The organism is Sporosarcina sp. G11-34 (genome assembly GCF_026931025.1).
This window is the reverse complement of the sequence record NZ_JAHNZW010000002.1, coordinates 238,970-252,377: the sequence shown is the minus strand read 5'-3', so window position 1 is coordinate 252,377 and position 13,408 is coordinate 238,970. Positions and strand designations below refer to the sequence as shown.

Genomic DNA, 13,408 nt, shown 5'->3' with positions numbered 1-13,408 from the left:
TATCCTGAAAAATTGTTACGCTTTTTGTGAACTGCCAAATTCACGCATTTTACCAATGACTGTTTTTTTGATTGTCTCGCGCATTGGCGTTAAATATTTTCGTGGATCATAAACTTCTGGATCCGCTTGTAGTGCATCGCGAACGGCTTGTGTTCCTGTAATTTGGTTTTCCGTGTTGACGTTAATCTTTGAAGTACCAAGCGAAATTGAACGCTGGATATCTTTCGTTGGAATGCCAGTACCTCCATGTAAAACGAGCGGCAAATCAGATTGGCTTGAAATGATTTCCATCTCTTCAAAACCAAGATTCGGTTCTCCTTTATAAGGTCCATGAACGGATCCAAGCGCCGGTGCTAAGCAATCAATTCCAGTTTTCTCTACAAGCTCTTTGCATTCTGCTGGATCCGCATAGATGACACCGTCAGCAATTACATCGTCTTCTTGACCGCCAACAACTCCGAGTTCAGCTTCTACAGATACACCTCTTGCATGAGCATATTCGACTACAGATTTCGTAATTTCGATATTTTCAGCAAGTGGTTTCGTTGAAGCATCGATCATTACGGATGTAAATCCTGCTTCAATTGCCTCAACACATTTTTCTAAACTCGATCCGTGGTCAAGATGAATCGCAACAGGTACAGTAGTTTGATAGTCGTGCATCAAACCTTTTACCATATTGACTACAGTCGTAAAGCCACCCATATAACGAGCCGCGCCTTCTGATACACCTAAAATAACCGGTGATTGTTCTTCTTCAGCCGCTTGCAAAATCGCCTGTGCATATTCAAGATTATTTATATTATATTGACCAATCGCATATCCTTCATTTTTCCCTTTAATCATCATTTCTTTCATGGAAACAAGTGCCATATAAGTTCCTCCTTTAAGTTTAAAAAAGAATTCCATACTAAATTATATACCTTTATAATCATACCAAAAACAGACAGTGTTTACCACTGTCTGCCACGCTAGTTCACTAGGATTTCATTGATCGCGTCACGTACTTTATAAATATCAAACGGCTTGGTGAAAAACTTTTGCGCCCCTAAATCCAACGCCTCGTCAATCAATTCAGTTTCTCCATAAGCAGTCATCATCACTACTGGAATACCAGACCAACTAGCTTTGAGCCTTTTCAACACTTCGATGCCATCAATACCCGGCATATTCAAATCCATAAGAATACAATCGGGAAGCTCATTTTCGACTTCTTGAAGCGCTTTCAACCCATTCGAGGCGAGCCGGATTTTATATCCTTCTTTTCTGAATATCTCCTCAAGAAGAAGCCGGATACCTGCCTGATCATCAACAATTAATAAGTTTTTCACATTCCACCTTCTCCCCTCGACAATAATGGAATATTCCGATTATGTAATCATACATTAGGTATTCTACAAATATTTAAATTAACCTCTTTTTCACGAATGAAAAAGAGCAGCTTTTTGCTTTCCATCAATTCTCTTCTTATAATGAGGTGGAGGTGGTAATCGTGAAAATGTTAACAACGCAAGTTAGTGGCTTACTACAACGCATCTCTTCCAACGGCGAAGAAGCCATTGAAGAAACAGCACGACTTCTTGCGCAAGCTACGCTTGGTGAAGGTCGGATAATTATCGCGGGCTTCGGTGAAATGGATGTCATTCCTACAGCCGCGCAATATAGTGCGGAGCCGTTTTTAGGAATCATTCGTTATAAAGAAGGGATGAATTTAACTAAAGCAGACCGTGTCTGGATTTTAACTCGAACGGAAACGGATGATGACGCACTCAAATTGGCTAATCGTCTAGCTAATCAGTTCATTCCATTTGCGGCAATTGCTTCGGGTAAACCCGACGAGACGAATGAGCTTGCAAATCTTGCATATACGTATATTTCTACTGGACTCACACGTGGACTTCTACCAAGTGATAGCGGCGAACGCATCGTTCAACCGCATGCATTCGCTGCTCTATTTATATACGAAGCAGTAAAAGTAGCCTATGACGAAATGCTGTCCGACGAAGACGAATAAGGTTGAAATAAGGAATTCCATTGAAAATTCTTTGTGCTAAGGGATGCCTTCGATGAAATTCACATAGAGTTTTTATTTTAGCATATATAATAGATCAAACGAAAGAAACGGCACTAAAATGGGTTTTCCGTTTTAGTACCGTTTTTATTTATTGTTTATTTTTCTTTCTTAGCTAGTGCAGCGCCAACAAATTCACGGAATAACGGTTGTGGACGCGTCGGGCGTGATGCAAATTCCGGATGGAACTGGCAACCGATAAAGAATGGATGATCGCTAAGTTCAATCATTTCAATAAGCTGATCATCAAGACTCATACCCGAAAAGACCATACCGCCCTTTTCCAAAGGCTCACGATATGCATTGTTAAATTCGTACCGATGGCGATGACGTTCGTAAACAAGTTCTTCGCCGTACGCTTCAGCTGATTTTGTTCCTTGTTTTAATTTACAAGGATATAGACCAAGGCGCATCGTTCCGCCAAGACTATCTATATCTTTCTGTTCGGGTGATAAATCGATAATTGGATTTGTTGTTTCTGCATTAAATTCAGTCGAATCCGCATCAACAAGTCCAAGAACATTTCGCGCGTATTCAACAGTTGCCAATTGCATGCCAAGTGAAATCCCTAGGAACGGTAGTTTGTGTTCGCGTGCATATGTGATTGCTTCCACTTTACCATTAATTCCTCGGTCTCCGAATCCACCAGGAACAACGACACCATCAATATCACCTAATAATTCAGAAACGTTGTCTACAGTCACTTCTTCCGAATCAATCCACTTCACTTCGATTTCCGTGTCATAGCCGTATCCTGCGTGATAAAGTGCTTCAACTACAGAAATATAAGCATCTTGAAGTTCAACGTATTTTCCGACAAGGCCAATACGAACCTTTTTAGAAAGAGATTTGACAAGTTGTACAAGTTCTTTTAACTCGGTCATATCTGGCTCATCCGTTTTAAGGTCAAGGAAATCTACAACAATTTGGTCCATATTCTGATCTCGCAATGAAAGCGGCACTTCATACAATGTTTCAGCATCCAATGCTTCGATTACTTCTTCTGCTTTTATGTTACAAAACAGTGCAATTTTATCTTTCATATCTTGTGGAACCGAATATTCGCTGCGAACAACAATTATGTTTGGTTGAATTCCAAGTCCTCTTAGTTCTTTAACGCTATGCTGAGTTGGTTTTGTTTTCAATTCGCCAGCCGCACTTAAATATGGAATGAGCGTACAGTGAATAAACATGACGTCATTTTTACCGAGGTCCATTTTCATCTGACGGATAGCTTCAAGATATGGCAATGATTCAATATCACCAACACTTCCACCAATTTCTGTAATAACAACATCGGCATTCGACTTTTTACCAGAACGTAAAATGCGCTCTTTTATTTCATTCGTAATATGTGGAATTACTTGTACCGTTGCGCCTTTATAATCGCCGCGGCGTTCTTTTTTAAGAACGGATGAATACACTTTCCCCATTGTTACGTTCGAATATTTGTTTAGCTTAATATCAATGAAGCGTTCGTAATGACCAAGGTCGAGGTCTGTTTCTGCGCCATCTTCTGTGACAAAAACTTCACCATGTTGGTATGGACTCATCGTTCCAGGATCGACGTTAATGTACGGGTCAAACTTCTGAATGGTTACTTGAAGTCCACGATTTTTAAGCAAGCGCCCTAGTGAAGCTGCCGTAATTCCTTTACCAAGTGATGAGACAACCCCGCCTGTTACAAATATATACTTTGTCATTTCAAATTCCTCCGCTCGATTTATTCACAAAAAAAAAAGAAAAAAGCGCCCCGGACCTGCCAATTAGCAGGTGGAGCGCATATACACTGAGTCATGTGTCCTTTTCAGGAGCCCAGTAAAATCTTATATTACGCTTGCGTTGAAGTCAAGGATTTATTCTTCTTCTTCCTCTTCTTCTTCGTCCTCGTCATCTTCCAAATCTACGTCATCTGGAATCACTTCAAGTTCGTCATCTGGATCCAAAAGATCGACTTCGATTTCGACGATTTCTTCCTCGTCATCGTCATCTTCTTCGTCATCTTCTTCTATATCAATCTCATCGAAACCTTCGACTATCTCTTCTTCCTCTTCGTCGTCTTCGTCGTCTTCGTCGTCGATATCATCAAATTCATCATCTTCAACGTCTTTCTTTTTCTTGCGTTTCTTACGGACTTTAACGACTGGTGCCGTTTCTTCTTCAAGCGTATCAACAGGATACCACTCGCGGAGACCCCAACGGATATCATCAATTGAAAGAAAACGACCGTCAATGTTCATATCTGTATAAAACTGTTGCATGTTTTCAGCCATTGCTTTTACAGTAACACCATTGAGCTTACGGACTTCATCCATTAGCTGCCTTAACGTCAAGTGTTCTCCTCTTCCTCTTTCAGTCAAAACAGCATAAGCGATGTCAATCATCGATTCTTCCGCTAGTTGTTCTTTTGTCATTTCACGGATATTCAATAAACGCACGTCCTTCCTCTGAATATAAGCATAAACTTCATAAAAAATAGAGACTAGACACATCCAGTCTCTTCATATAAAGGTCAATTATACATTAATGTATTCATAATACTATACCATTAATAAATTCGAACGTAAAGTAAATGGATGCGTTAGTTAACGCTCATTCTTCCATTGTTTTAGTTCTTTAAAGCAAATGAAGCCTAAATAAATTGTAGCAAAGAGAAACGGAATTACGCCTAGGCCATCCCTGTAAAGATAATAAGTTAAGATAGCGATTGTGGAAATGATTAAGATGTGGTGATACAATTTCACAACAGCACCTCTTTCCAATTTTTCTCTCTGTTTCGATAGCGTTTTGTATACTCTATGACCGAGTTCCTACTTTTATCCTCGCACAGTCTATGTGAAAAATCCACAGTAAGCATATGCTTACTGTGGATTTTCTTACATATTACGACGATACTGTCCGCCGACTTCGTAAAGAGCATTTGTTATTTGACCTAAACTTGCGACTTTGACGGTTTCCATTAATTCTTCAAAAATATTACCGCCTGTAACAGCCACTTCTTTTAATTTCTTCAATGCGACTTCGGTTTCGTTTGCATGCTTATTTTGGAATACACGCAAATTCACTATTTGTGATTCTTTTTCTTCTTTTGTCGCTCTTGCAATTTCCATATTATCGATGTCCTCAGTAGATGGTGGATTTGGATTCAAGTACGTGTTCACGCCGACAATCGGTAGCTCGCCCGTATGTTTCTTCATCTCATAATACATCGATTCTTCTTGAATTTTACCGCGCTGATACTGTGTCTCCATCGAACCAAGGACGCCCCCGCGGTCATTCAAACGATCAAATTCTTGAAGTACGGATTCTTCTACAAGATCCGTCAATTCATCAATGATGAATGCGCCTTGAAGCGGGTTTTCGTTTTTCGAAAGTCCGTGCTCTTTTGTAATAATCATTTGAATCGCCATTGCACGACGAACAGACTCTTCTGTCGGTGTTGTAATGGCCTCATCGTAAGCGTTCGTGTGAAGTGAGTTACAGTTATCTTGTAGCGCCATGAGTGCTTGAAGCGTAGTCCGGATATCATTAAAATCGATTTCCTGTGCATGCAAGCTTCGTCCGGATGTTTGGACGTGGTATTTCAACTTTTGACTGCGTTCGTTTGCGCCGTATTTTTCACGCATCGCAACTGCCCAAATTCGCCGTGCCACACGTCCGATAACCGTATATTCCGGATCAAGACCGTTGGAGAAGAAGAAAGACAAGTTCGGTGCGAAATCATCGATATTCATGCCACGGCTCAAATAATATTCAACGTATGTGAAACCATTCGCAAGCGTAAACGCCAGTTGTGAAATTGGGTTTGCACCCGCTTCTGCAATATGATAGCCAGAAATCGACACCGAATAATAATTTCGAACTTTTTCATCGATAAAGAACTGCTGAATATCGCCCATCAGACGAAGTGCAAACTCTGTCGAGAAAATACATGTGTTTTGACCTTGGTCTTCTTTTAGAATGTCTGCTTGCACAGTACCACGAACAACTTGTATAGTACCTTTTTTCACTGCAGTGAATTCTTCCACTGTTAGTGGACGTCCAAGCTCTTCTTCTTTCAATCGAACTTGTTGATCGATTGCAGTATTCATGAACATCGCTAAAATAATTGGCGCCGGCCCATTGATCGTCATTGAGACGGAAGTTGCCGGTGCACAAAGATCGAACCCATCGTAAAGCTTTTTCATATCTTCTAGTGTACAAATACTAACGCCCGACTCCCCTACTTTCCCAAAAATATCTGGGCGTTCGTGTGGATCTTCTCCGTACAATGTTACAGAGTCGAATGCAGTCGACAATCGTTTCGCATCGTCATCTTTTGACAAATAGTGAAAACGACGGTTTGTTCGTTCAGGCGTTCCTTCTCCCGCGAATTGACGTTTTGGATCTTCCCCTTCGCGTTTGAATGGGAATACACCGGCTGTATACGGATACGATCCAGCTACGTTTTCACGATATACCCAACGTAAAATTTCACCATAGTCTTTAAAATTTGGAAGCGACACCTTCGGGATTTTCAACCCTGAAAGACTGACTGTACGTAAAATTGTACGTATTTCTTTGTCCCGTACTTTTGTGACAAGTTCGTCGCCCGCGTAAGATTCTTTTAAACTTTCCCAGTTTGCAAGAATGCGTTTTGACTCAGGTGTTAACTCTTCACTTACACTATCCGCTAACGATTGAAGTGTACTAACGAGTACATCATTGGGCGCTTTTTCATTTACTGTTTCAATTGCACCTTGTAGTTGGAATAGTTTTCGAGCTAAGTTTTCTTGTACTTCCGACTTTTTATGATATCCACGGACAGCATCGCTAATTTCACGTAAATAATGAAGGCGTTCAACCGGAATAATTACATTCTGTTTTTGCGTTTTTGCCAGTTGATCATACGATGTTTCCCAATCAAGGCCACATTTATCATTTAAAACATTCACAATTGCCGCAAACAGTGTGTTTGTTCCTTTATCATTGAACTGACTTGCAATCGTTCCGTAAACCGGCATATCATCTAAATTCTTATCCCAAGCTAGATGGCTACGCTGATATTGTTTTTGGACTTGGCGCTGTGCGTCTTCCGAGCCTTTTCGTTCGAATTTATTGATTGCGATAAGGTCGGCATAGTCAATCATATCAATTTTCTCAAGTTGAGTAGGGGCACCAAATTCGCTCGTCATGACATACATTGAAGCATCTGCAATGTCGGCGATGTCGGCATCTCCCTGTCCAATTCCACTCGTTTCGACAACAATTAAATCGTATCCCGCAACTTTTACAATGTCGAGAACGTCATTGATCGCCCCAGAAAGTTCCGAACGTGATCCCCTCGTCGCCAAGCTACGCATAAATACACGCTTGTTAAATATTGAGTTCATCCGTATACGGTCCCCAAGAAGTGCTCCGCCCGTTTTTTGTTTCGTTGGGTCAATCGATAAAATAGCAACTTTTTTGTCCGGAAGTTCGTGTAAGAATCTACGAATTAATTCATCCGTAAGTGAACTTTTCCCTGCTCCACCTGTTCCAGTAATTCCAAACACGGGTGTGTTTTTAGACATCGTACGCGCTTCTTCAATAAGCTTTTTTGCCGCCTTGTCTTCTTGATTGTATGTTTTTTCAGCATATGTTATTAAATTCGCGAGCACTTCTGGTTTGTCTGTAGTTACTATTTTAAGATTATCCATTTCGTTTTCAATTTCAGTTAGGAAATCACACTCTTCCATCAACTGATTAATCATCCCTTGAAGCCCCATTTTGCGACCATCTTCGGGTGAAAATATCCACGCAATCCCATAATCATGTAGTTCTCTAATTTCCTTTGGAATAATCACACCGCCGCCACCCGCGTAAATTCGGATGTGCGGAGCACCTCTTTCCTGGAGTAAATCGTACATATATTTAAAGTATTCAACATGACCACCTTGGTATGAAGACATTGCAATTGCTTGCACATCTTCTTGAATTGCTGCGTTCACAACTTCCTCGACCGAACGATTATGCCCTAAGTGAATTACTTCCGCCCCAGTTGACTGCAAAATTCGACGCATAATATTAATGGATGCATCATGGCCATCGAAAAGCGCTGATGCCGTAACGATTCGCACATGATGTTTTGGTTTATAAATCTCTACCGCTGTTGTCATAACTAATTACACCCCTTCTATTATTCAGGTGATGCCCCTACAATCCCATTAAATAACTGATCCGTCTGAACTTCAATATACTCCTCAATCGTATAGACATTATGCAACGCCCATCTACGGAACGCCCACATTTGTCCTTGGACGACGATGTGATGTGCTGCAAGCTGAATTTCTTTCTGTTCGATACGCAGTTCCCCGGACTTTACGCATGACTGAAGGATATTTTCGAAAAGAGCTACCATTAACATTTCTTTTTCCAACACATATTGAAGCGCATCTTTTGGTAATGATTTAGATTCTTGATACATAACAAGAAAATCGTCCGACATGGCATCTATTAAACTGAAATATTGATGGATTGCGGATTTAAGTCCGCGAATTGTTCCATCTTCCAAAGAAAGTTCAGACAAGCGATTATTTACTTCATCATAAATACTATCGCAAACAAGGAACAATATATCTTCCTTCGTTCGAATGTATTCATAAAGAGTACCAATGCTAAATCCCGCTTCTTTCGCAATTTCACGTGTCGTTGTACGATGAAATCCTTTTTCTTTAAACAGTTTAACCGAACCTCTAATCATCTGACTACGCCGTTTTTCAATCAGACTTTCATCTTTCACAGATGACTTTACTTCGCGTTTACTAATCATATTGCACCCCCGATTATTTTGTTAACATGCGGGAGATCACTAGACGCTGAATTTCTTGTGTTCCTTCATAAATTTGCGTAATTTTCGCATCGCGCATATAACGTTCCACTGGATAATCTTTTGTATAACCATATCCACCAAATACTTGAACTGCGTCTGTTGTTACTTTCATCGCTGTATCTCCAGCCATTAGTTTAGCCATCGCAGATTCTTTTCCGTATGGTAAGTCGTTTGATTCTAACCACGCCGCTTGATACGTCAGAAGTCTAGACGCTTCAATCGATGTTGCCATATCCGCAAGTTTGAAACCAATTCCTTGGTTTGCCGCGATTGGTTTACCGAATTGCTCACGTTCTTTTGCGTATTCTACAGATGCGTCTAGCGCGCCTTGTGCAATTCCAACTGCTTGCGCAGCTATTCCGTTTCGGCCACCGTCTAATGTTTTCATCGCGATTACGAAGCCGTCTCCGATATTCCCGAGAAGGTTTTCTTTAGGTACACGGCAGTTGTCGAACATAATTTCAGTTGTTGGTGATGAACGAATGCCGAGTTTGCGTTCTTTTTTCCCAACAGAAAAGCCCGGGAAATCTTTTTCAACGATAAACGCACTTGTTTCCGGACGTTTTCCTGATGCATCCGTTACTGCGAACACGACGTAAATGTCTGCAATTCCACCGTTTGTGATGAAGATTTTCGAACCGTTTAGAACGTAATCCTCGCCATCAAGCTTCGCAGTTGTTCTCATATTTCCCGCATCCGAACCTGATGCCGGTTCTGTTAAACCGTATGCGCCGATTTTAGTTCCTTCAGCCATTGGACGTAAGTATTTTTGTTTCTGTTCTTCTGTGCCATATTTATAGATTGGCCATCCGCCAAGTGATGTATGGGCAGAAAGCGTAACACCTACCGAAGCACAAACTCTCGAAAGTTCTTCAACAGCAATTACGTATGCGAGGTAGTCACTGCCGATACCGCCGTATTCTTCCGGCCAAGGGATTCCTGTAAGACCAAGTTCCGCCATTTTTTTGAATAAATCCATATCAAAACGCTCTTCTTCGTCACGCTCTGCTGCTGTTGGTGCAACTTCGTTCAAAGCAAAATCGCGTACCATTTTTCGAATCATTTCATGTTCTTCAGATAATTTAAAGTTCATTATTATTCCCACCTTAATAGTTTTATTGGTTTTTATTTATATTAGTTGAAGTAAAGAGTCCTACTAAGACTTTTTATTTAGTTAAATGTTTGCTTATAACGATTCGTTGAATTTCGCTTGTTCCTTCGTAGATTTCGGTTACTTTGGCGTCCCGGAAGTAGCGCTCGACTGGATAGTCTTCTGTATAGCCGTAACCGCCAAATACTTGAACGGCTTCAATCGATCCGTCGACGGCTGCTTTCGATGCGAATAGTTTTGCCATTGACGCTTCTTTTCCACATGGTAATCCTTCTTGGCGAAGCTGCGCCGCTCGGTAAACAAGCAGTTTTGCTGCTTCAACCGATGTCGCCATGTCAGCAAGTTTAAATCCTATACCTTGCTGCGCTGAAATTGGTTTTCCGAACTGAACACGTTCTTTCGCATAGTTAGTTGCCGCTTCAAGTGAGGCTTCTGCAATACCTAGCGCTTGTGCCGCAATTCCAATACGCCCCACGTCTAGGTTTGCCATTGCAATTTTGAATCCTTCACCTTCTTTTCCAAGAAGATTTTCAACAGGTACTTTCATGTTTTCAAACGTTAGTTCAACCGTGCGTGAACCGTGCAGCCCCATTTTCCGTTCATCTTTTCCGATGACAAGACCAGGAGTATCCTTATCGACAATAAACGCGGAAATGCCATACGTTCCCTTAGATCGATCAGTAGATGCAAAAACGATGTACACATCCGCTTCTCCACCATTTGTAATAAACATTTTCGATCCATTGAGTATATAATGATCTTCCGTTTTTACAGCACGTGTTTTGAGCGCTCCTGCATCGGAACCCGACGAAGATTCAGTTAAACAGAACGCTCCTAAATATTCACCGCTTGCCATTTTCGGCACATAACGTTTTTTTTGCTCATCGTTTCCAAAAGACATGATAGGGTTCGTTCCAACCGATGAATGAACGGAAAGAATCACGCCGATAACAGCGCTCACTTTAGATAATTCATGAATGGCGCTTATGTAAGATATAAAATCCATTTCTGAACCACCATATTTTTGTGGAACGGTAATCCCCATTAAACCAAGGTCCCCCATTTTCTTTAATATTTCACGGGGAAATTCGCCAGCTTCCATTCTTGGAATGAACGGCTCGATTTCTGTCTTTGCAAAGTTACGTACCATCTCTCTCATCATCTGTTGTTCTTCGGTGAAGTGTAAATCCATGTTTTCGTTCTCCTTTAGTTATAGACGTAGAAACCTCGGCCCGATTTCTTGCCAAGCCAACCCGCTTTCACATATTTTCTAAGTAATGGGCATGGCCTGTATTTTGAATCGCCAAATCCTTCATGTAATGTTTCCATAATGTATAGACATGTATCAAGCCCTATAAAGTCCGCAAGTTGCAGTGGCCCCATTGGATGATTCATGCCAAGCTTCATCACGTCGTCGATTGCTTCGATTGATGCAACGCCTTCATAATGCGTATAAATAGCTTCGTTAATCATCGGCATTAGAATTCGGTTTGCGACAAAACCAGGGAAGTCATTTACTTCAACGGGTACTTTCGACAACTTCTTCGTCATCCCTTCAACCGCACTGTATACTTCGTCTGCTGTTGCAAGGCCGCGAATAATTTCGACTAGTTTCATAACAGGTACGGGATTCATGAAATGCATACCGATTACTTTTTCAGGTCTGTTTGTTACTGCTGCAATTTCAGTAATTGGCAGTGATGATGTGTTCGATGCAAGGATTGCATGTGGTTGTGCAATCCCATCGAGTTTCTTAAATATCGACTGTTTGATTTCCATATTTTCCACAGCTGCTTCAATAACTAAATCGACATGGGCCGCATCCTCGAGATTCAATGACTTTGTAATCCGAGCAAGTACGTCGTTTTTCTCATCTTCTGTCATACGTTCTTTTTCAACGCTTCTAGAAAGATTTTTCGTAATACCCGCAAGTCCTTTAGCGTATGATTCTTCTTTAATATCATTTAAGTACACATCGTAGCCAGCTTGTGCACATACTTGTGCGATTCCGGAACCCATTTGCCCTGCTCCGATAACCATTACTTTTTTAATTTCCACTATTTGTTCCCTCCACTTCAATCATCACTGCATCGCCTTGACCGCCGCCTGAACAGATTGCCGCAATACCAATACCGCCACCACGGCGTTTCAATTCGTGTGCCAGTGTCAAAATAATACGCGTACCACTTGCTCCGATTGGATGACCAAGCGCAACCGCACCCCCGTTGACGTTTACTTTTTCAGCGTCAAGTCCGGCGATTTCAGAACTTACGAGCGCAACTGCCGCAAATGCTTCGTTAATTTCAAAAAGATCGATTTCTTCCAGCGACTTTCCAGTCTTTCTTAGCAATTCGTTAATTACTAAACCCGGTGTTTGAGGAAATTTCTCTGGTTCAATTGCCACTTCTGCATGGGCAATGATTGTTGCAAGAGGTATTCTTCCTTCTTTTTTAGCACGCTCTTCATTCATAAGAACAAGTGCACACGCTCCGTCGTTAATGCCCGGTGCATTTCCAGCTGTAATTGTGCCGCCCTTGCCAAATGCCGGACGGAGTCTTGCAAGCGTTTCAAGTGAAGTACCGCGACGAGGACCTTCGTCCGTATCGACAATTAACGCGTCTCCTTTGCGTTGTGCAATTTCGACAGCGACAATTTCTTCTTCAAAAAGTCCTTCTTCGATGGCTTTTAACGCCCGTTCCTGGCTGCGCAATGACCACTCGTCTTGTTTGGCACGTGTTAAGGAAAACTCATCTGCTGTCTTATTGCCGTACGTTCCCATATGAACGTTGTCCGGAGAAAATGAACATGAAAGCCCGTCGTAGACCATGCCATCAATTAGTTTGGCATCCCCCATTTTTAAACCGAAGCGAGCCTTTGGTACATAATAAGGTGCATTGGACATTGATTCCATTCCACCCGCGACGATTACTTCTTCGTCTCCTAGACGGATAAGCTGATCGCCCAATGTGACGCTGCGCATACCTGAAGCACATACTTTATTAATCGTTTCTGTTTTGACATGCCAAGGAATTCCTGCTTTTATTGCGGCTTGTCTTGAAGGGATTTGCCCTTGACCCGCTTGTAGCACTGTTCCGATAATGACTTCATCGATTTCATCTTCTTTTATATTTGCACGAGTCAACGCTTCTTTAATCGCAATGCCACCGAGGTCGCTTGCAGTAAGTGTTGAAAGTGATCCACCAAACTTTCCAAACGGGGTACGTGCCCCGCTAATTATTACTGTTCTTGTCATTCTTACCGCCTCCAATAGGTATTTGGTTACGCTTACAGTTATGACTGAAACCGAATGACTGAACGCTCGCTCGGTTGTTATGTAAAGAAAAAAGAGAGTGCAAGCACTCCCTCTTCAGTTGAC

General features: G+C 41.6%; 11 protein-coding genes. 1 reads left to right on the top strand and 10 read right to left on the bottom strand.

Annotated features, from left to right (window positions below; all coding sequences use genetic code 11):
- Positions 1-15: 15 nt before the first annotated feature.
- Both KSU66_RS03290 and KSU66_RS03285 read right to left on the bottom strand, forming a co-directional pair.
- The gene (locus tag KSU66_RS03290; RefSeq protein ID WP_269049987.1) at positions 16-873 is read right to left on the bottom strand and encodes a class II fructose-bisphosphate aldolase; all 858 of its coding nucleotides are present in this window, start codon (positions 871-873) and stop codon (positions 16-18) included.
- Positions 874-971: 98 nt separating this feature from the next.
- Positions 972-1,331 carry a response regulator gene (locus tag KSU66_RS03285; protein ID WP_269049986.1) on the bottom strand — a complete coding sequence of 120 codons (360 nt, stop codon included), beginning with the start codon at positions 1,329-1,331 and terminating at the stop codon, positions 972-974.
- 167 nt (positions 1,332-1,498) lie between these two features.
- Here KSU66_RS03285 and KSU66_RS03280 point away from each other — a divergent pair, with 167 nt between their 5' ends.
- On the top strand, positions 1,499-2,014 hold the full coding sequence (locus KSU66_RS03280) for a DUF2529 family protein (RefSeq protein WP_329958770.1): 516 nt from the start codon (positions 1,499-1,501) through the stop codon (positions 2,012-2,014).
- Between the two features lie 155 nt (positions 2,015-2,169).
- Here KSU66_RS03280 and KSU66_RS03275 read toward each other — a convergent pair whose 3' ends face one another.
- From KSU66_RS03275 to KSU66_RS03240, 8 genes are all read right to left on the bottom strand, one after another.
- A complete protein-coding gene (locus KSU66_RS03275; protein WP_269049985.1) occupies positions 2,170-3,774 on the bottom strand; it encodes a CTP synthase in 1,605 nt (534 codons plus the stop codon).
- A 153-nt stretch (positions 3,775-3,927) separates the two neighbouring features.
- A complete protein-coding gene (gene rpoE / locus KSU66_RS03270) occupies positions 3,928-4,500 on the bottom strand; it encodes a DNA-directed RNA polymerase subunit delta (RefSeq protein ID WP_269049984.1) in 573 nt (190 codons plus the stop codon).
- Positions 4,501-4,947: 447 nt separating this feature from the next.
- Positions 4,948-8,208, bottom strand: coding sequence for a fused isobutyryl-CoA mutase/GTPase IcmF (gene icmF, locus KSU66_RS03265; protein WP_269049983.1), 3,261 nt, complete (start codon positions 8,206-8,208; stop codon positions 4,948-4,950).
- 20 nt (positions 8,209-8,228) lie between these two features.
- Positions 8,229-8,861, bottom strand: a complete 633-nt coding sequence (locus KSU66_RS03260) for a TetR/AcrR family transcriptional regulator (RefSeq protein ID WP_269049982.1) — start codon at positions 8,859-8,861, stop codon at positions 8,229-8,231.
- A 13-nt stretch (positions 8,862-8,874) separates the two neighbouring features.
- Positions 8,875-10,014 (bottom strand): acyl-CoA dehydrogenase, encoded by a 1,140-nt coding sequence (locus KSU66_RS03255; protein WP_269049981.1) that lies wholly within the window; start codon positions 10,012-10,014, stop codon positions 8,875-8,877.
- A 73-nt stretch (positions 10,015-10,087) separates the two neighbouring features.
- The gene (locus tag KSU66_RS03250; protein ID WP_269049980.1) at positions 10,088-11,224 is read right to left on the bottom strand and encodes an acyl-CoA dehydrogenase; all 1,137 of its coding nucleotides are present in this window, start codon (positions 11,222-11,224) and stop codon (positions 10,088-10,090) included.
- Between the two features lie 14 nt (positions 11,225-11,238).
- Entirely contained in the window at positions 11,239-12,090 is an 852-nt protein-coding gene (locus tag KSU66_RS03245) for a 3-hydroxybutyryl-CoA dehydrogenase (protein WP_269049979.1), read from the bottom strand.
- On the bottom strand, positions 12,080-13,285 hold the full coding sequence (locus KSU66_RS03240) for an acetyl-CoA C-acetyltransferase (RefSeq protein WP_269049978.1): 1,206 nt from the start codon (positions 13,283-13,285) through the stop codon (positions 12,080-12,082). The genes KSU66_RS03245 and KSU66_RS03240 overlap by 11 nt, the downstream gene beginning before the upstream one ends.
- Positions 13,286-13,408 lie beyond the last annotated feature (123 nt).

Bases quoted from the DNA above. Each gene is read 5' to 3' on its own strand.
- icmF (WP_269049983.1), bottom strand. From the start codon at position 8,208: ATGACAACAGCGGTAGAGATTTATAAACCAAAACATCATGTGCGAATC.
- KSU66_RS03275 (WP_269049985.1), bottom strand. From the start codon at position 3,774: ATGACAAAGTATATATTTGTAACAGGCGGGGTTGTCTCATCACTTGGT.
- KSU66_RS03250 (WP_269049980.1), bottom strand. From the start codon at position 11,224: ATGGATTTACACTTCACCGAAGAACAACAGATGATGAGAGAGATGGTA.
- KSU66_RS03290 (WP_269049987.1), bottom strand. From the start codon at position 873: ATGGCACTTGTTTCCATGAAAGAAATGATGATTAAAGGGAAAAATGAA.
- KSU66_RS03240 (WP_269049978.1), bottom strand. From the start codon at position 13,285: ATGACAAGAACAGTAATAATTAGCGGGGCACGTACCCCGTTTGGAAAG.
- KSU66_RS03255 (WP_269049981.1), bottom strand. From the start codon at position 10,014: ATGAACTTTAAATTATCTGAAGAACATGAAATGATTCGAAAAATGGTA.
- KSU66_RS03260 (WP_269049982.1), bottom strand. From the start codon at position 8,861: ATGATTAGTAAACGCGAAGTAAAGTCATCTGTGAAAGATGAAAGTCTG.
- KSU66_RS03280 (WP_329958770.1), top strand. From the start codon at position 1,499: ATGTTAACAACGCAAGTTAGTGGCTTACTACAACGCATCTCTTCCAAC.